Consider the following 18,939-nt stretch of genomic DNA (forward strand, 5'->3'; position numbering starts at 1 on the left):
AACCACCCTCGACCCAAGCGCAGAGCGCTTGGGCATTCATCGAAAGAGACCTGATCAGGCGTTGTGTTTGCAGCAACTGGCCGGCTGACCGTCCTGGACACTGGCGTGGTCCCTGCTCGCCGGCAAGTCCATGGCCGGGTTGCCGTTGAAGAAGTTATTGGGCTTGAGTTTGAACCCGACGTATTCCACCGGCATCACCGGGAAATCCTCCGGTTTGCAGATGTGGGTATGGCCAAAGGTGTGCCATACCACCAGATCCTGGTTCTGGATCTCGCGGTTGTTCTGCGTGTACAGCGGGAGGCCGTCACCCCGATGCTGGTTGGGGTAATCGCCGGAGCCGTAACGCTCGCCGGGCGCGTAAGGCGTCACCCACAGGTGCTTGCTGGCAAACCCTGCACGTCGACCAAACGAGCTGTCGGGTTGGGCGAGCATGACCGGATTGTGCTCGGCCATCAGCTTGTAGCCGGGGTGATTGCCGACGGCGTTCTTGACGTTCGGATTGATGATTTTCCAGAAGCGCCCGGTCTGGCCGTTGGCCTCACGGGCGGCGTCCAGCTCATGGGTAAACGTGGTGGTCACACTGTCGAAGACGTTGCCCCAGGTATTTCCCTCGCCTTGCGGGCGCGACTGGAAATTGGTTTCGGTCACAGAGTTGTGCTCGCCATCCACCATCATGTGCAAACGCGCACTGAAAAAATGCTGGTGGGTCGGGCCATAGAACTCGGGCGTGACCATGCCGCCCCCGCTGGCGGGGCGTTGACCGGGAGCCAACGCGGCGGTCTGGATGATCCCGGTCAGCTTGGCTTCGAGTTGAATCGTACCGTCCTGATAGAGGTACCAGAAAAACCCGTAGTCGTAGTTGGCCACGGTGCAGAAGAAGCTGATCACCAGGCGCCGGGAGCGACGCATTTCGAACACACCGGTACGAAACTCATAGTGTTTCCACAACGTGCCGTAATCTTCCTCGTGCATGCAGATAGCGTTCTTCATGACAAAAGGTTCGCCCTGATCATTGACCGAAGGCACATCGAAATAACGAATCGCCCCCAGGCAATCACAGCCCAGCTCCAGTTGGTTGGCCAGACGACCGAGCCCGTATTCGCCGCCATCGAACGCGCATTTCCAGTAATGATTGAGCTCGTTGTCCGAATAGGGAACGCCCATGTCGGTGACACTGGCGCGATAGAGGATCGGGCGCACGACGTCACCGTCCTTGTAGCCCAGTTGGTGCAGAACCAGACCTTCGCGCGGCGTGAAGCCGACGCGGAACTCCCAGTTCTGCCAACTCACTTTCCAGTCATCGACGGTGAAGCTCACGCCCTCGGGCTGCGTGATGTGCAACGGTTTGAGTCCGTCACGCGGCTGGCCCAGGGACGCGGAATCGTAGTTGATCGTGGCTTTGGGAATCGGCGTCAGACGACCGTCGTCCAACAGCTCGATGACCTCGCCTTTGTTCAGGTCGATGATAGCAACCAGTCCTTCGATCGGGTGGGCGTAACCGTTGTCGGTCAGCTTGTCACGGTAGAACGCGACACCGCGCATCAACCGCTTGCCCTGATAACGTTCATCATCGCCGAAATGCCCGAATGACCAGGGATCGATCTGTACGTTTTCAATATCGGCATCGGTGAGGCCCCGGCGCTTGACAGCCGCACGCCACGCGGGGTCGTTTTGCACAGCTTCCACGCACAGGTCGAACTCCTCAATCATGATCGGTGCATGACCCTGGGTTTCAATGTCGACCGCTTGCCAATCGACAAGGGTTTGGCTGTTCAAATCAACCAGCGCTTCGAAGGTGTTGCCCGTCAATTTGTCCAGCACCAAGGCAAATGCACGCCTGGAAAATGCCTGGTCTGGCACATGGGCCAATACCTCACGCTTATCCGGCTCGGCGAGATGCAGGTACGGGAAGCGGCATTTGTCGTGAAGGTTTTTTTCCCGTTTCAGGATGCTGCTCGCCAAAGCAAGCTCCTCTAGCGAAAGCGGGTCAAGCGGGTGGGTCGCGGTGGTTATTTTAAGATTAACGTTCATGCTTCGTACTCTTCCAGTCAAATGTACTTTTGGGTTTAAAGGCATTCAGACGATGAAGAAACTGCAGCACTGCGGTAAGTCGGCCTATAAAGACTACGACCAACTACCGCAGGCGCATTAACACAAATTGGCAGAAACATAGCGGGCACTCGCCAAACTAAAAGAGCTGGCATGTTTCTGGCTTTTTAATCGCTCAAGGCACAGCGGATAAATGATCCGGCAACGCTGCGGTCAGGTCGGCAACCCTCCTGCGCGTTCCAGTTATCCAGACTTTAGTCATCACTTCGCACTATCAAAGAGCAACCTGCACTAATGCGGTGCTTACAGCGTCCGACGGACTGTTGAATTAATTGTTCTTTGAACGGCCTTTAATCACGCCGTAAAAGAACAGCACCACCAGAAGTAATGGCGTTCCGTTCACCCAAGCGGATTCACTGCCGGTCAGCAGCCCGTAGTTCTCATAGATCAAGTAAACCGCCACGCTAAGCCCCGCCAGTGCAACCAGTGGGCTGACCAAGACTTTGAGATACTTGCGAGAGCTGACTTTCTTGAAATGGGCAACCACTGCCAGCGAAATGAATGCCTGAAGCCCGATGAGCCCAATCGTTCCCAAAGCCAGCGTCACCGGGAAAAGGAAGACAAACGCGTCGTAACCCAGCGACGATGGGACGGCGATGCAGACAGCAACCACCACCGTTACTAGAAGGCTCGCATTGGCCGGGGAGTTTTTTTGCGGATGAATGTTCGATAGCACACGCGGCAAATGTTTATCTTTGGCCAGCACATGCACGTAGCGAGTGGCCGCGTTGTGCAGCGACAACAAACAGGCAAAATTGCTGGTGCACAGCATGATCGAAACAAGGGTGGCCGTTGTGCCTCCCAGGCGTGTCGAGAACAGGTTGATGATCAGTTCGCCTTGCGCCGATGCCGCTTCGCCCTTGATCGCTTCTACCCCGATGCCACCTACAATCAGCCAGATAATCACAAAGTAAGCGACAGCCACCAAGGCTACTGCGAGACGCGTGGCACCCGGAATGGATTTTTCCGGCCGCTTGGCTTCCATCGCATACAGCGCTGCGGACTCGACACCGAGGAACGCTGCCAGCGCGACCATCATTCCGACCCCGAGGCCGGGCGACGTTATTGCATCAATCGATACCGCTTCAACTGGAAACGCAGCGAGGCCTTTATCCATGAAAATGGAGATACCGAGCAGAAACAGCATGAAGAACTCAGCAAGCACCAATGGCACCAGGATCTTCGCGGCAAAATCAATGTTCGCCCGGCCGAGATAAGATGTCAGCGCCATGAGCAACAATGTCCATGACGTCCAGCCAATATCCACGCCAAATGTTTGCAAGGTCAAATTGGTGTAGTAGCCCGACACAATGGCCAGGGCAATGGTAATTGCCAGGTAGGACGCCAATGCTACCCATGCCGCGCCCGCGCCAACTCGCGGGCCAAACACCACCGATAGATACTTGTAAAACGCGCCTGCACCCGGGATCGCGCGAATTAACTCGCCATAGCCGACCGAGAAACAAACCATCAAGAATCCGGCCACCAAAAATGTTCCGGCCAGCCCCGGACCGTTGCCGAGTTGAAAGCCGATGGGCGCGGCTGTGAGAACAGCGCCCAAAGGTGCGGCGGCGGCAATCACCAACAATGCGATCTGATAAGTACCCAGGTTGCCCTTCAGCTTTTCACTGACTATAGGCGCCTCTTCATGCAGGGATTCGGTTAGCTCTGTCATCACAAAAGCTCCACTCTTTTATTGTTATGGATCACGCCAATGGGTCGATGCAGTAGCGTCCTTGCTGAAAACCCAACGTGGGTTACATCCCGATGCTGACTGTCTCAGGCAGCGTGCTGGCACCATCGATCACGATTTGCGCACCGTTGATGTAACTGGACTCGTCGGACGCGAGGAATGCCGACAACTCACCGACTTCATCGGGCCTGCCCAGGCGTTTCATGGGAATGGCTGTGGCCAGTTCATCAAGAACCGACTTCGGATCGTCCGGATTGACTTGCCTGGCGACCTGCTCCGCCATCGGTGTCCATATGAAGCCCGGGCAAATGGCATTGACCCGAATGTGATGGGGAGCCATTTCCACCGCCAGCGCCTTGGTGAAGCCAATCAGCGCGGACTTGGACAAGGCATAGGCCACCTCACCCGGATCGGCCGTCAGGTCACCGGTGACGGACGACATGACGACCACCGCACCGCCGCCGGAGTTGATCATGTGCGGCAGAACCGCCCGGGCGGTATGCCATGCACCTTTGACGTTAACGTTGATGTGCAAGTCGAGATCGGCATCGCTGGAATCCAGAAACTTCGCCAGTCGGCAAACGCCGGCATTGCAGACCAGCGCATTCAAGCGGCCAAAACGCTGCATGCCTTTTTCGGCAATCAGGCGCATGGCCTGCGGATCGGTCACATCACCGACGTGCGCAAGTACTTCCACGCCGTAGGTATTTTGAATCTCTGCTGCCACTTCATGGATAGACTCATCAAGATCAACCAGGATCAAGCTGGCCCCATATTTTGCGTAGATGCTGGCATGAGATTTCCCCATTCCTTTTGAAGCCCCGGTAATCAAGGCCACTTTCCCGTTCAACTTACTCATGATGTCCTCCGGTTTTTTTGAACAAAAAAATCCCGTCATGCCCGGGTCGTGTCCCCGGGCATGCTGTTTCACAATCAGGTATTAAGTAATTACCGTCGAACGATGGTTCTTAAGTGTTTCGGACGGCCGTTCGCCAAACAGATGTTTGTAGTAGACGCTGAACATGCCCATATGCCAGAAGCCCCAATTGGCGGCCACTTCACTAATCAATGTTGGCTTATCGCTGGAGACAAGTTCTGCCCTGACGCCGTTCAAACGTATGTAGCGCAGATAAGTCACGGGGCTGATACCCAAGACTTTGTTGAAGGCATAATGCAGCGAACGATGACTGGTTCGCAGCCCCTCACACAAATCGGTCACCGTTAACGCTTCACTTTTTCTTGAAAGAATATAATTGCGTGCACTGTCTACAACATGGCGATGAATGAACTGCTCTGCGTGAGATTTCTTCGATACGGGCAAGTCTGCTGTCATGCCAAGGAGCAATTGCATGATGTCGAAGGTGAGTTGTTTTTTGGCTGACGCCGACTCGAGAATTGAAGGATTGTCCTCGACGGCACGGAAAAAGTTATCAAAGCCTTGCCGGAAGGCTGCACATTTTTCGGGCGCCAGTGCACTGACTTCCTTGGTCAGCGCGATGACACTCTTGTCATCAAACTCATCATCCAGCGAGTATTTCCTGAAGGCTTCAACATCGACGGATGCACCATAAATATCCGAATAGCCGGGGGTCTTGAATTTGAGTTCGGAATCCGGCCGGAGAAAGAACACGGAATCAATGCAATCGAGCTCTTTACCGCACCAGTAACCGTGGCCGCGCAACGCGATGGGAATGCCCAAGGCAAACTTGCCAGGCAGGGTTTGCCCATGTTGATCCACCGCTTGATTCATCACCTCACGGAAAATCTGCACCACACCCACGGAAATTTCAGTGACCGAACCTGCGAATTGCCCCGGGCTTATCTGCAGGTACTCTTGCTGCCACTCCGACAAAGAGTTCGCCAGCACATTGGCGTCGGTGACAGAAACGCTCTGTAATCCTGCTTGCTGAGATTTTTGCTGGACCGGTTGCGATCTCATGGCATATCTCCTGGGCGCATCAGTGTTCTTTTTATTATTCGAATGGCGGCTTTACCGACTATCGAGCCTGTGCCTCGCGTCCTATGCTCAATGGCTACAGTTTCAAATTTACACGATGCTTATTGAGCCGGGGGGCAAGGGGCCCGAGATTGCGCATTTTTTTGATAGCCGCGTCATCCGGTTGCAACGGCGGCACCACTCACTGCCCCCTCGTTCTCCCAATCCGCCAGATCAACCGGATGACTCTGCACATACCTGCCAACGGCATCGTCTAGCGTGGGAAAATCCGTGCCTCCCCCAGTAACGTGTAAACCCCGAATCGCTTGAACTCACCTTGACTGGGGTCTTTCATCTCGGTCACGCACAATGTGATGCCCGCTGCGCGCTGGGTTTCTTCCACTTCGACCAGAATGTCGGCCAAGCTCACATCCACGTAGGTTCTGGTCCGCGCCGCGTAGACGCGAGACAGTAGGTCGGTGTCGGCGAAAGAAACCAGCGCCACGGCGCAACCGACAATCAGCATGGGAACGATATTGGCGTTGGTAATCCAAGGGATGGTAAATCCCGGCATCCCTTGTGGGAGAGAGTCGAGGACCGACAGCCCGGAGCTTGCTGCAAGGTCCGGCACAGCCAAGCCAGACTTCTTTCTCCCGAGGCATCTCTTGGCTGAATTTTGCAGTTGCTGAACGTCAACTATGGGTCGATGGCTGTCCTTGGTGTCAGACAACAATCGCCCAAAAACACTCACTCACCCATGCCGCCACTAATCATAAAACGGCTCAACCGACATCCGGCTCCCGACAAAAAAGCTGTCTGCAACCAAGCGCAGCGGCTGGAGATCCAGGTCGCTGGCCTTGTCGCCAATCAACTGCTGAAAATGTCGATACACCGCCGCGTACTCGCCCTCCTCCGATACAGCCTGGCGCACGCCGTCGATACTCAACAGTGCGCCGCCGTTGTCCAGTCGCAGGATGCCTTCGGTGCAGCGAATCTCGATGCTCCAGAGTTCGTCATGACCGTGGTCGAAATCGAACTCCGCGCGGACATCGAGGTGGCGCGCGTCGGACATTTTGATGGACGCGGCGATTGGCGACTGGCAGTTGCTCGGGACGCGCAGTTCGGCAGACTCGACAAACAGCGGCAGCGCCAGCAAATGGGTGGCAATCGACAAGGCGTTGATGCCGGGATCGAAGACGCCCAGGCCGCCGGGTTGCCAGATCCATGCCTGGCCGGGGTGCCACTTGCGCACGTCTTCCTTCCAGTCGATCTGTACGCTTTGCAGGGTGCGGGTGGCCAGCCAGTCACGGGCGGCTTCGATGCCGGGCGCGTAGCGTGAATGCCAGGCAAACAGACCGCTGACGCCTTGCTCACCGACCAGATTCACCAACGCCATCGCTTCGCCCAAGGTGGCGCACGGCGGTTTTTCGACCAGCACGTGTTTGCCGGCGGCCAGCGCTTGTCGCACCAGCGCGAATCGTCCTTGCGGCGGTGTGCAAAACGCAATTGCATCCACCGGCGGGCCATTTTCGAGCAGCTCACCCAGAGACTGAAAGTTCTCTACCCCGGCGCAGGGCTGCCCTTGCGTTGCGACAGCGACCAACTGGAAGGCCGGGTTGGCGTTGATAGCGGGAACGTGTTGATCCTGGGCAATCTTGCCGTAGCCCACCAGACCGAGACGGATTGGTTGCATCAATGACTCCTGGTTTTATTCTTGTCTTGAGAAGCGGATCAGCAAGAGTACGTTTGTCTGCCGGGGAAGTCATCGAGGATGTGCCGGGTTTTCGTGATCATTCCCTTCGCGCACAAAACGTCTGACTTCAGCCTGTATGGCATAAGCCGGCGCCTCCACCGCATTGAAATCCTGTGTATAGCGCTGGGCAAAACCTTCTACTCCCCATTCCTGAAACTGCTGCACATGCTTGAGTTCATGAGCCCAGAGCACGACGTTCTGTTCTGCGGTCTGGGCATCCCGAAAAAGGATGATGTCGATCAGCGTCACGGCACCCACATCGGGGTTTTGCAGCATGGCAGTGGCGGCGCTGAACTGGCCGTTGTCGCTGACTTTGTAGTACGCGGTATCGAGAATGCCGGGGGCGTACCAGCGCAGCAGTTGCTCGCGGATGTGCGGTGGCATGGGTTGAAGGCCGGCGTTGGCTGCCTCAGCGCGGGCCTGGGTCAGCCACAGCGCCAGGGCAGGTGCCGCGATCTGATAGATGCCATCAGGCACGGGGCCGAGCACCTGCCCGAGGTCTGGCAGGCAGATGCAGCCGTCCAGGCACACTTGTTTCTCGCCAGCCGGACAGGCGTTGTTCTGGGCTGGCACTTCAAGCGCCAGGCAAAGAACCAATAGCGCCGCCAGGCGCGTGGTGATAGACGGCATTCGGACCTCCAGGGACGGAAGCAGCGCGATCAGTGGATCACAAGTGATCGACGCCACGCACCCATTGGCGCCCCCTCCTAAACAACAGCCTGCAGATGCAAATGTATCCAGACCGCCATCGCCGCCACGGCCATCAGAACCAGGATGCCTTCACGCTTGAGCATGTGCCAGGGCAGCCGCCCGACCTTCAGCTTGATTGCTCGCAATGCCCGAGCGCCCAGCGAGACCTTTCCGCCACTCAGCGCTGAATTCGTGAAATAAATCGTGCCGAGGAACACCACCACCGGGCTGAACCACCGCAGCCACGGCACATTACCGGACCAGGCGCACGCCAAGGCTGCGGGCACTGCACTGGGCAGTATGTGTCGAAGCACCAGGAGCCCGGCGCCTTGCCGGTACCAACGGCGCGGGAGTAACCATCGGCTAAGCAGCACATCCAGCCGCCCCGCCGCCACGGCCACCATGGCCCAAAACTGGTAGGCCTTCATGCCGAACCACATCAATACCGGCATCATCAGCGGCAGTATAACCACGGAGGCCAGCCCATTCCTTTTCGCCGGCACAGCAAGCAAGGAAGAAACAACCAAAGCGGACAGCGTCAGCCACAGGAAAAGATAGACCCCTCGATAGCTTGAGGCCGGCAACCAGTCCCGCCAGTTGTCGAGTGGTTGCAGCCCAAGACGTTGGGGCACCTCGGGGTATTGGCATTCGATGGTTTGAGCGAGCTGCGTAAAGCGTTGCCAGTCGAGGCCGGTAAAGTAGTCGGCCATTCCACGACGGCGGTGGTCACTCATGGGTTTGAGCAGCAAGGCGGCCGCCTGCCCATGGATTTTATCGGCGTCGAATCTGGCCAGATCGCCGCGTACGGTCTCCTCCATGGCTTGCACCTCGCACCGTCGGATCAGTCTGTCCCAACGCCAATACTCGCAAGGAAGGGTGCCCTGGGCCTCGTCCCACCCCATGACCTTGCACACGCCATCGAAGAAGGCTGGCGACCATTGCGGGGCGGATTCGAGCCAATCCAGTACGCTCTGCTCGAATTGCTGGCGGCGCTCGAAAGGTATTAGCCAGTCGCTGGCCATCCAAACGCGCAGCGCGTCCACGAGCTGACGGTCTTTACCCTCGGCCAACCACTGCTGCATTTGCCCCATGGACGGTTCCGGTGGGCTGATGGCCGGTGTGATATCGAGGCGTTCCAGGGGGATGGCTAGCGGGGAGACTTCCGCTGGCTGGGGGCATTCAGGGGTTGGCGCGCTGACGGCGATCGGGGCCTCAACGACTTCCTCATCCGCCTGCGCGCGCCAGCGAGCCTCGGCCAGCGAGGCTTCATAGGCTTCACGCAGGCGCTGGAACTCATCGGGGTTTTCGTCCGGGCGGTGGGTTTTGAGCAGCCGCGCATAGGCGCGCTTGATGCTGCGTTCGTCCGCATCCGGGGTAAGGCTGAGCAATTGCCAGTGGTTCATGGTCGCTTAACCCTCTCGCTCGAAATGAGCAAGGCGTTGAGTAATGTCGCTGCGGGCTTCGCGTATCTGGCGTTCGTCCTGAGTGTCGAGCATTTGCTGGAAATGGTTCGCCAGCCCGGCAATAAGCTGCCGGCCATCGCCGAGGCTTTCCTGATACAAGCGGTCCAGTCGGGCCAGCAGCAGGGTGTTGATCTGCTGATCGCGGGGGTGCACTTTCAGCGCTTCGAGGGCAGCCAGACGCTGGGCGACTTCTTCTGGAGCCAGTACACCCGGGTTGTTCTCGATGACCAGCCGGCGGGTTTCGCCGTTGATCGGCAGGTGCACCTGGGCTTCGAGCAAACCGTTGTTGTCGTAGGTGAAGCGGACATCCAGGGTGACTTCACCGGCCTTGCGCGGCGGCACGGAGATTTCCAGCTCACCGAGGAAAATATTGTGACTCACCAAGCGGTTTTCGCCCTGATAGATACCGAGGTTGACCACCTTCTGGTTGTCACTGAGGGTCGATACCGTACGGGAGCGGCTCACCGGCACCACGGTGTTGCGCTCGATGATCGGCAAGTAGTGGCCGCTTTGGAAACCGGCACCTGCCTGCACCGACGTCTCGATTCCCAAGGTATAAGGGCACACATCGGTGAGCACCACTTCTTCAAGGGAGGCATGGCGCGCCAGTAGCGCCGCCTGAATGGCCGCACCCTGCGCGACCACTTCGTCCGGGTTGAGCTGCATCGCCGGGATTCGCCCGAACAGCGCCGCGACCAGCTTGCGCACCAGCGGCATGCGCGTTGTGCCACCGACCAGCAATATTTCGTTCAGGTCCGCGACCTTGATCCGGGCGTCGCGGAGCGCGCGTTCGATCGGGGCGCGCAAGCGGTCCAGCAAGGGACGGAAGATGTCCGCAAGGTCGGCCTGGGTCAGTTCAATGCTCCACTCACGCGCTTGCTCGCGAAGGGTAAAGCGTGCGATCTGCGCCTGCCCCAGAGCGTGGCGAACTCGCTGCGCTTCTCGCCGCAACCGCTGTGCGGTGGCAGGGAGGGCCGTGTCTGGCAGGTCAGCGGCGCCGATTTTAGCGATGAAAAACTCCACGAGCAGGTCATCGAAGTCTTCACCGCCAAGGAAGTTGTCCCCCGCGCTGGCGCGAACTTCCATGACGCCTTCGAACAGCTCCATGACGGACACGTCAAAGGTGCCACCGCCGAGGTCGAACACCAGGAAGGTCGCCTCGTTTCGCTGTTGAAGCCCATAAGCCAGGGCTGCGGCGGTGGGTTCGTTGACCAGTTTTTCGACTTTCAGCCCCGCCAGTTCGCCGGCAATACGCGTAGCCTTGCGCTGAGCATCGCTGAAATACGCAGGCACGCTGATCACCGCTTCGTGAACAGGCTCGCCCAAGGCACGCTCGGCGTCGGCCTTGAGACTGCGCAGCAGCATCGCCGAGAGTTCTTCAGCGCGGTAGGCGCGCCCGCCGAGTAGGGTTTCACGGGCGCTGCCCATGTAGCGCTTGAACAAAGACGCGGTGAGGTGCGGGTGGGTGTGCAACCGCTCGCGGGCGATATCCCCGACCACCAGTTGGCCATGGTCGTCGAGGCCAACGACGCTCGGCGTGAGAAGGTTGCCCACGGCATTGGGGAGTATTCGGGCACGTTCGCCATCCCAGGCAGCCACGAGGCTGTTGGTGGTGCCCAGGTCGATACCAATGATCACAGTCACTTTTCCTTAAATGACGCGGCCGGGCAGCAGAGCGCATGGGTCGCAAGGTCAGTCATTACAGTCGTACCGGTGGTACGCAAGTCTATGGCTGGGGATATCGGCAACGCTGGCGCTAGCTTTAACATGCTCGAAGACGCGACGAAGCCCTCTCACTCCCTGGGCCTCGCACGCAAACCTCTGTCATCATTGAAGAACTGACAAGCCGGGTACAAACATGAATCGTCAAAAAAAAATAAAGCAGTTATTAAAGGCTCACGCCAAAAAGGCCAGCGCCAAACTGGCACCGAAAAGCAAGTCGAAATACATCAGCAAGGCTGACCGGTTGAAACTGGATGCTGAACCCAGTCAAGACTCAGACACTTCCCCTGAGAACTGATCTGCCTGGCTTGAACACCACCAACGCTATGGCAATGCTTTACCGCTCTCTGCAAGCGTGTGCCGCCGGCAGGATCGAGGTCGCCAATGCGACACCGGAACGCCAGGCGAAGCTCGATGCTGCGGGAGCGTTGATGTCTCTGTGTAGGTTCAATCAGCCGTGTCAATAACCAACACCGCGAACACCACCGGCAGCCCTGATGGATTCGCCTGTCACCCAGTGCGAGTCGTCGGACGCCAAAAACACGGCCAACGGTGCGATATCTTCGGGCTCGCCGAAGCGACCCAACGGAGTTCCCGCGAGAAGTTTTACGCCCAACTCACCGGCAAAATTTCCGTCTGTCGCGGGTGTGTTCGTGTGCCCGGGCCGGATGGCGTTGACCCGGATGCCACGCGGTCCCAGCTCCCTGGCCAATGCGAGGGTCAAGGTATCGACGGCGCCCTTGGTCGCCGAGTACACACTCGAAGCCAGGTAGGGGTCGGTGCTGAGAATTGAGCTGATATTGATAATGCTCCCCTTGGCTCCCAGCAGTTTGACAGCCTCTCGCACCGAGAGAAGGTAACCCAGCACATTCAGATTGAATTGCTTATGGAAGGCTTCCTCTGTCAGGTCATCGATCATCTGGAACACCGCGACACCTGCGTTGTTGACCAGGACATCCAAGGTCCCGAACTTCGTCCGGACCGTGTCAAACAGGCGCACAACATCGGCCGCCTGGCTCATATCAGCCTGTAGGGCGAAGGCTGAGCCGCCACGCTCCGCAATGTGAGCAACCACCGCATCGGCGTCGCCCTTACTCGAGGCATAGTTGACGATGACTGTTGCGCCCTGCGCACCCAGTGCCTTGGCAATACCGGCACCTATGCCTTTGGACGCACCAGTGACAACCGCTATTTTTCCTACGAGCTTCATAAAGTGACCTTCTTTAAGTTAAGTGATATCGCATCGAGCGTTCGCTGCTATCGCGTCAACAACGGGAATGCAACGAACCTTGTGTCATCAGTATTCCGGCAACGAAGGGGCCGACGTTTGCCGGTTACTCGCGCATCCTTGCCTATTCTTCTCAGCTGGCTTGCTATGCCCCGGCATTTAGCCCACGGTGGGCCGCATGGAAAAGTCGATGGCAGAACTGCGCAGTATCGTGATGCGCGCGCAAGACAAGTGGACGGAAACCGGATTGCCCCGGGTGGCGATGGTCCGGGCCGAGGCTTGTGCATCTCAGGTTTATCAGCCGATGTTGCATCTGGTGCTCCAGGGCACCAAGACCCTGTCCATAGGGGAAGAGATTTCCCGGTACACGGCCGGCAGCTATTTTCTGGTGCCTGTCGATATACCCGCTACGGGCCAGATTCACTCCAGCGCCGTGGATCAGCCCTATCTCGCGATCAGCCTGACCCTGAACCCCGACGTGATCGCTACACTGCTGATGGACGAAGGCAAAGCGCCAAGGGCAGCGCAAAATTCGTGTTTTGAAGCCGTGCTCGCGCCTGCTGAAATGATTGACGCGTGGCTACGCATGATGCGGCTGATGGATCGACCGCACGAGGCTGCACTACTCGCCCCGATGATTGAACGTGAGATCTTGTTCCGCGCCTTGCAGGGCCCCCTGGGGGGTATTCTCCGTGACGTTGCACGGCCAGATGGCCGGATGACGCAGATCCGCCGTACCACCCAGTGGATACGTGAGCACTACACCGAGCCTTTTCGCGTCGAACCCCTCGCGGTCATGACCGACATGAGCGTTGCAGCCTTCTACAGGCATTTCAAATCCGTGACGGCCATGACCCCGATTCAATACCAGAAGCGCTTGCGCTTGCTGAGGGCGCGCTGGTTGCTGCTGTTCGATACGCTGGATGCCACGTCCATCGCCTACCAGGTGGGTTATGAAAGCGCCTCGCAATTCAATCGCGAATACGCGCGACTGTTCGGGCTGCCGCCTGTGCGGGACGCGGCGAGATTCAGGTCTCCCCAGCCCGTAAAGAGCCCTGCCAGTGAGCTGACGACAGCCTCTTGAGCAACAGTTATCGGTCCTGGAGATCGGTAATCACCGTCCCGGCAATACTCTGGGCAAATCCACCACCGAAGACCTGCGCCGGGGTTGCAAAACCCGGCCGCCGTTCGCCATTCAAAACCCGGCGCGCTGCTTCGACGGCGGCCAGTGGCGTGAAGGAATAGCCATTCATCGTTTCAATGACCGAACGTGCGATGACGCCGTCTGCTCCCGTAACCTCCACCGCCGCACGTGCCCGATGGCCATCCCTTTCCTCTGCGGTGGGGCCATCAGGAAGTAGCGACAGGTCGCCTTCGGGGAACGCATCGCCAGAGAGATGCACGAACATCGCAATATCAGGGATACCAGTCGAATGCCAGCCCGTCACCAGGTCACCGAAAGACAGCGGCGCGCAGAGGACCGGTCCCTCACCAAAATCAAAGTGACGTGGCTGGGCCTCAGGCGTTGCAACGAGTTCGCCATCGACCCTTGCGAGCACGCCGGCACCGATGATTTCACTGACGCTCCTGGCCGAGCCACGGGACATCGACCCTGGGACCTGAAGCGCGATGTTCAGAGCGCGAGGCTGTTGGACCCGCTGAGCGACGTGCACCGCCAGCGAGTCAGTAGGGACGACGTCCCAGCCGACGCCTGGCAACAACAGGGTCTGTGCCCTGGCCGCTTCAACGTGCAGCGTTTCGGCCAGCCGGTAAACGTTGATCTCGGCGGTAATGTCCAGATAGTCGATCCCGGCCTTGATGCAGGCGCGCATCAACGCCTCTGCCGTTTGCGCAAATGGCCCCGCGAAGTTCAGCAATACCGTGATGCCAGACAAGGCATTCTCGGCATCCGGGCCCGCATCAAATACGCGAAAAGGCACGTCCAGATACGCGGCGAGTGTCGCGAGTGGCGAGTGACTGCGCCCGCCGATTTCGAAGTTCAGACCCAGCGCTTTCGCGTGTTCTGCTGCCATGCGACCGGTATAACCTGTCGCTCCGTAGATCAGAAGTGTGCTCATTGGACGTGCTGCCCTTTTTTGTAGACAAATTCCAGGCTATTCCCATCCGGGTCCAGCACATTGGCGGCGTAGTAATCGGGGTCATACTGCAAGCGTGCGGTGATACCCAATGACACCAGGGCAGCCTCGTAGAAATTCATGGAACGTGCGATGGCGCTCACCGACAGGAAAATATGATCCAGCATGTCAAACCCTCGCTTGTTCAGATGTTGTAGCCGCCTGCGACTTCGATGGTCTGGGCATTGATCCAGGCGCCCTCCTCGGACAGCAACATGGCGATCACTCGCGCGACGTCTTCCGGCTCGCCGACCCTGCCGAGCGCCGTTTGCGCCGCCAACATTGCCTCGAATTCATCATTCAGACCGCCACCCAATTCGGTGCGGATAGCGCCGGGGGACACGGCATTGGCACGGATGCGTCGTTCGCCAAACTCTTTGGCCATGTAACGGGTCAGTACTTCGAGCCCGCCCTTGAACGCCGCATAGGGTGCCACTCCGGCAGTGGCTACGCGGGTGGTGGCACTGCTCAGATTGACGATACTGGCGTGCTCCGCCAGCAAGGGCAGCAAAGCCTGGGTGAGAAAAAACGGGCCTTTGAGGTGGACATTGAACAGGCCATCGAACTGCGCTTCGCTGACGGTTGCCAAGGGGTTGAACAGGCCGTAGCCCGCGTTATTGACCAGGCCGCTCAGCGTGGTGGAGCCCCAGGTTTCCCCCAGGGCCAGGCGCACTGACTCCCGAAATGCCTCGAAGCTGCCGACATCAGACACATCGAGCTTGAGCGCAACAGCCTTGCCACCGTGTCGCTCGATGCGCCCCACGACCGTAGCGGCCGCCTGGGGGTCAGAGTTGTAGGTCAGGATGACCCCCATACCTCGTTGAGCCGCGTGTTCGGCTGTACTCGCACCGATGCCACGGCTGCCGCCAGTAATGACGATTACGCCCATATCAAATTTCCCCTGTGGTTCAAACGTGCCTCCACAGTACTCATCGTTCTCGCCAGGGACGTACCCGTTCCTGCTCGAAACCTGCCTGTTTCTGCTTTTTGCTTGCACGGCTTCGTGCTCCGCCCGCAACATGCTGCGCATGGACAATCAATTGAATGAACTCAGGTCGCTAGCGGCCAAGGCTGAAAATCGCCGCACTGAAACGGGCATCCCGCGAGTGGCCATGGTCCAGGGCAAAATCCCCGAGCACATGCTGGCGGCGGTCTATGACCCGATGATCAACCTGATCCTGCAAGGCAGCAAAAGCATGACGGTGGGCGACCGGACGCTGCGGTATGACCCGGCGACCTATTTCGTCATGTCCATTGGCTTGCCAGCGGTGGGGTCGGTGCACCCAGCGGTGTCAGGAGAGCCGTATCTGGCGGTCAGCCTGACGCTTGATCCTGCAGTGTTGTCCACGCTGTTCGCCGACCTGCCCAAACCTGCCGCACGCTACGAAAACAATGCCGGGTTTTCAGTGGCGTCGGTCACGACCGAGCTGATGGATGCGTGGGTGCGCATGCTGCGGCTGATGGGCGACCAGGATGCCATAGCCGCCCTCGCCCCGGTATACGAACGTGAAATTCTGTTCCGTGTCCTCAAGGGGCCCCATGGCTGGATGCTGCGGGATATAGCAGCGCCGGATACCGCCATGGCCCGAGTGAATATGGCTATCCAATGGATCCGCCGTGACTTTGCTGAACCCATCGGGATCGAGCGCCTGGCGGAACGCGCGTCGATGAGTGTCTCGGCGTTTCATCGCCACTTCAAGGCGGTCACCAACTTGAGCCCTTTGCAGTACCAGAAAAGGGTTCGCCTGCTCCAGGCCAGAACCCTGATGGTGGCCAGCGCGAAGAGCGTCATGGCTGCGGCCTTCGAGGTCGGCTATGAAAGCGCGACGCAATTCAGCCGAGATTACGTTCGGGTGTTCGGGCTTCCTCCCGCACAAGATGCCGGCAGAATCCTCAGGGAGACCCGAGCTTTCAGAAGTTAGTCCCGGCCTGTGACAGGCGGAACAAAACCAGGCGTGGTATTTCGACACGAGTGCCTCATACCCCGCCATCCGGAATCGACAATCAGGCTGCGGCCAGCCCTCCATCAATCAGGTAGATCGCGAAAGAAAAAGTCACGATCGACAGCACCGTACTGACCAGAATGGAGGTCGCGGCTTCACTCTGATAGGCGCCCGTCTGGTTCGCAAACATCGCCGGGATCGTCGCCGACGGCAGCGCGCAAAGCAGGATCATCTGTTGGGCGTAAAGTCCATGTGTGCCCAGCAATACAGTGGCGGCGAACATCAACACCGGGTGAATAAACAGCTTGAGCCCGAGGTTGCCCCACACTTCACCCGACATTTTCAGTTTCTCGGACGACATGATCAGTCCGAGGCACAACAGGGAGACGCCAGGCGTCGCCTTGCCGAGAAGGTTGAGTGACTCCACAGCAATGGGCGGCATTTTGACCTGCAGCAGTGAGATCAATATGCCAAGGGCCGGCGCCCACATCAGCGGACGGCGTACCGCTCCCGACAGGCTCGACACGAACGCCTGGGTGCCACTGCCCTTTCCATCGGCGATGGTCAGCAACATGGTCGTCAGCGGGATCATGACCAGGCTCGCAACCAGATTCAGCACAAGCACTGAATAGATGCTGCCGGCCCCGTACATCGTCGCGAGAATAGGGATGCCCATGAAGGCCGCGTCCGGGTAACCGTTGACGAAGCCCTTGAGCGTTGCAACCTTGAGATTGCGCGTGGTGAACCAGCCGATCGCCAGCGCTATCGTGTACATGCCCATGATGCCGATGAACGTGGCCACGACGAACTTGAAGTCGAACAACTGCTCACGGGGCGTACTCGCCATCCCGACAAACAGCAGCGCCGGGAATATCCAGCCGAGTACCAACCGGCTGATCAGCAGGCTGTCCGAATGGGTAAGCCGTCCGCGCTTGCCGGCGATATAGCCAAGCGCAATCACAAAGGCGACGGGCAAGATTGGCCCTACGATCCTGTCTAACATGTGCTCAATCCTCGTATTTATTTTTATCAAGAATGTCGTCGTGGCTGATCGAGGCCGACACGGCGGCGGCCGCATTGGCGTCGATCAAACGAGGCAATGACCTGGCGGTCTTTGCGATCAGGGTTTGAAGCGGTAGTCCTGAATGACGTCCTGGTCCGGCTCGATGCCAAGCCCCGGCCCTTGCGGTACGTCGATACGGCCATTGCGCGGAATGATGGCGTCGCCATAGAGCTGCGCTTCGAGATCGAAGTAACGCCATTCGACCAGTGACTTCGCACCGCCGAGGGCGGCACTTCCATGCACGGCGGCCAGCAGGCCTGGACCGTCATAAAAGGCGTGGACCATCACGGTGACGCCGTGGGCATTGGCCAGCGCGTAGACTTTTTGCAGTTCGGTGATGCCGCCCATTTTTGCCGGGCTGGGTTGAACGAAGTCGACTGCACCGGCTTCAAGCAGATGCTGGAAGTCCATCAGCGTCGACGCATTCTCACCGGCCGCAACCGGAATACCGCCTTGCTGACGTACCCTCGCCAGACCCGAATAGTCTTCCGGCGGCCACACCGGTTCTTCGATCCAGCGCAGGTTCAACGGGCGAAGTTTCTCGGTCATATCGAGCGCTTCGCGCACCGTCCACGGGGCGTTGACGTCGAGCGTGATTTCCACGCCAGGACCCGCGGCTTCGCACGCGGCACGGATGACATCGACATCAACCTCATGCAGCTTCAAGTGTCGAAAACCGCTGTTGACCGCGCGCTGCACATTGATGCGAATGAGCTCGGGGTCGGCATAGCGGATCAAGCTTGCATACGCCGCGAGTGAAGTAGCCTCGCTGCCGCCCAGCAGTTGGTAGACCGGTTTACCGGCCGCTTTGCCAGCGATATCCCAGAGCGCGATATCAATCGCCGACAGACCATAAATGAACGCACCGCTGCGACCGAAGACGTGGAACTTCTTCTGCAGATCGCCCTGCAATTTCTCGCGACGCGTGACATCACTGCCGATCAGCTCGGGCGCAAGGATCGTGTCGATCACGACTTTCACTGCAGGGATCGCGGTGAAACCGAAGGTCTCGCCCCAACCGACGATACCGTCATCCGTGGTGACTTTAACCACGAGGGAATCGACCATCTGAAGGTCTTCGGCCCCCAGACTCCGCCGGCCGACCGCCCGCCCGTGGTGAAGGGAATCCGAAGCGGAATGGTTTCAATGCTGGCAATTTTCATAAGGCTGCGCCTCAAGCAGGTTGCGAAGGTGATGCGGCGTT

17 protein-coding genes and 1 pseudogene are annotated in these 18,939 nt (G+C 58.5%); 3 read left to right on the forward strand and 15 right to left on the reverse strand.

Annotated elements, in window-relative coordinates; all coding sequences use genetic code 11:
* Positions 1 to 54: 54 nt before the first annotated feature.
* The 9 genes and pseudogenes from B723_RS25215 to B723_RS25255 form a co-directional block, all read right to left on the reverse strand.
* Entirely contained in the window at positions 55 to 2,031 is a 1,977-nt protein-coding gene (locus tag B723_RS25215; RefSeq protein WP_031318808.1) for a primary-amine oxidase, read from the reverse strand.
* 346 nt (positions 2,032 to 2,377) lie between these two features.
* Complete coding sequence (locus B723_RS25220) at positions 2,378 to 3,784, reverse strand: APC family permease (RefSeq protein WP_017338337.1); 1,407 nt, start codon at positions 3,782 to 3,784, stop codon at positions 2,378 to 2,380.
* Positions 3,785 to 3,866: 82 nt separating this feature from the next.
* Complete coding sequence (ucpA, locus tag B723_RS25225) at positions 3,867 to 4,700, reverse strand: SDR family oxidoreductase UcpA (RefSeq protein WP_238588298.1); 834 nt, start codon at positions 4,698 to 4,700, stop codon at positions 3,867 to 3,869.
* A 42-nt stretch (positions 4,701 to 4,742) separates the two neighbouring features.
* Positions 4,743 to 5,741 (reverse strand): helix-turn-helix domain-containing protein, encoded by a 999-nt coding sequence (locus B723_RS25230; protein WP_017338335.1) that lies wholly within the window; start codon positions 5,739 to 5,741, stop codon positions 4,743 to 4,745.
* Positions 5,742 to 6,168: 427 nt separating this feature from the next.
* Positions 6,169 to 6,375: pseudogene (locus B723_RS32575) on the reverse strand (sodium-independent anion transporter); the annotation flags it as partial.
* A gap of 129 nt (positions 6,376 to 6,504) precedes the next feature.
* On the reverse strand, positions 6,505 to 7,431 hold the full coding sequence (locus tag B723_RS25240) for a Gfo/Idh/MocA family protein (protein ID WP_017338333.1): 927 nt from the start codon (positions 7,429 to 7,431) through the stop codon (positions 6,505 to 6,507).
* A 69-nt stretch (positions 7,432 to 7,500) separates the two neighbouring features.
* Entirely contained in the window at positions 7,501 to 8,121 is a 621-nt protein-coding gene (locus B723_RS25245) for an eCIS core domain-containing protein (RefSeq protein ID WP_017338332.1), read from the reverse strand.
* Positions 8,122 to 8,198: 77 nt separating this feature from the next.
* Complete coding sequence (locus B723_RS25250; protein WP_017338331.1) at positions 8,199 to 9,584, reverse strand: J domain-containing protein; 1,386 nt, start codon at positions 9,582 to 9,584, stop codon at positions 8,199 to 8,201.
* A 6-nt stretch (positions 9,585 to 9,590) separates the two neighbouring features.
* Positions 9,591 to 11,282: an Hsp70 family protein gene (locus B723_RS25255; RefSeq protein WP_017338330.1), complete on the reverse strand. Its 1,692-nt coding sequence runs from the start codon at positions 11,280 to 11,282 to the stop codon at positions 9,591 to 9,593.
* Positions 11,283 to 11,502: 220 nt separating this feature from the next.
* On the opposite strand from B723_RS25255, the gene B723_RS32580 reads away from it, so the two are divergent.
* Complete coding sequence (locus B723_RS32580) at positions 11,503 to 11,664, forward strand: DUF2986 domain-containing protein (protein ID WP_017338329.1); 162 nt, start codon at positions 11,503 to 11,505, stop codon at positions 11,662 to 11,664.
* Between the two features lie 162 nt (positions 11,665 to 11,826).
* Here the strand turns inward: B723_RS32580 and B723_RS25260 are convergent, their stop codons facing one another.
* Positions 11,827 to 12,576: a glucose 1-dehydrogenase gene (locus tag B723_RS25260; protein WP_017338328.1), complete on the reverse strand. Its 750-nt coding sequence runs from the start codon at positions 12,574 to 12,576 to the stop codon at positions 11,827 to 11,829.
* 208 nt (positions 12,577 to 12,784) lie between these two features.
* Between B723_RS25260 and B723_RS25265 the strand changes: the two genes are divergently transcribed.
* A complete protein-coding gene (locus tag B723_RS25265; protein WP_017338327.1) occupies positions 12,785 to 13,678 on the forward strand; it encodes an AraC family transcriptional regulator N-terminal domain-containing protein in 894 nt (297 codons plus the stop codon).
* A 7-nt stretch (positions 13,679 to 13,685) separates the two neighbouring features.
* On the opposite strand, the gene B723_RS25270 is transcribed toward B723_RS25265, so the two are convergent.
* The 3 genes from B723_RS25270 to B723_RS25280 are packed head-to-tail and all read right to left on the reverse strand — an operon-like array spanning position 13,686 to position 15,618.
* Positions 13,686 to 14,672 carry a saccharopine dehydrogenase family protein gene (locus B723_RS25270; protein WP_017338326.1) on the reverse strand — a complete coding sequence of 329 codons (987 nt, stop codon included), beginning with the start codon at positions 14,670 to 14,672 and terminating at the stop codon, positions 13,686 to 13,688.
* Positions 14,669 to 14,857: a hypothetical protein gene (locus B723_RS25275; protein ID WP_017338325.1), complete on the reverse strand. Its 189-nt coding sequence runs from the start codon at positions 14,855 to 14,857 to the stop codon at positions 14,669 to 14,671. The genes B723_RS25270 and B723_RS25275 overlap by 4 nt, the downstream gene beginning before the upstream one ends.
* Positions 14,858 to 14,874: 17 nt before the next feature.
* Positions 14,875 to 15,618 carry an SDR family NAD(P)-dependent oxidoreductase gene (locus tag B723_RS25280; protein ID WP_017338324.1) on the reverse strand — a complete coding sequence of 248 codons (744 nt, stop codon included), beginning with the start codon at positions 15,616 to 15,618 and terminating at the stop codon, positions 14,875 to 14,877.
* A 139-nt stretch (positions 15,619 to 15,757) separates the two neighbouring features.
* Between B723_RS25280 and B723_RS25285 the strand changes: the two genes are divergently transcribed.
* Complete coding sequence (locus B723_RS25285) at positions 15,758 to 16,651, forward strand: AraC family transcriptional regulator (RefSeq protein WP_031318805.1); 894 nt, start codon at positions 15,758 to 15,760, stop codon at positions 16,649 to 16,651.
* 82 nt (positions 16,652 to 16,733) lie between these two features.
* On the opposite strand, the gene B723_RS25290 is transcribed toward B723_RS25285, so the two are convergent.
* Together B723_RS25290 and B723_RS25295 are read right to left on the reverse strand one after the other, a co-directional pair.
* Positions 16,734 to 17,675 carry an AEC family transporter gene (locus B723_RS25290; RefSeq protein ID WP_017338322.1) on the reverse strand — a complete coding sequence of 314 codons (942 nt, stop codon included), beginning with the start codon at positions 17,673 to 17,675 and terminating at the stop codon, positions 16,734 to 16,736.
* Positions 17,676 to 17,792: 117 nt separating this feature from the next.
* Positions 17,793 to 18,803, reverse strand: coding sequence for a mandelate racemase/muconate lactonizing enzyme family protein (locus tag B723_RS25295; RefSeq protein ID WP_017338320.1), 1,011 nt, complete (start codon positions 18,801 to 18,803; stop codon positions 17,793 to 17,795).
* Positions 18,804 to 18,939 lie beyond the last annotated feature (136 nt).

Origin of the sequence: Pseudomonas fluorescens NCIMB 11764, from assembly GCF_000293885.2 — a bacterium.
Taxonomy (GTDB): Bacteria; Pseudomonadota; Gammaproteobacteria; order Pseudomonadales; family Pseudomonadaceae; genus Aquipseudomonas; species Aquipseudomonas fluorescens_B.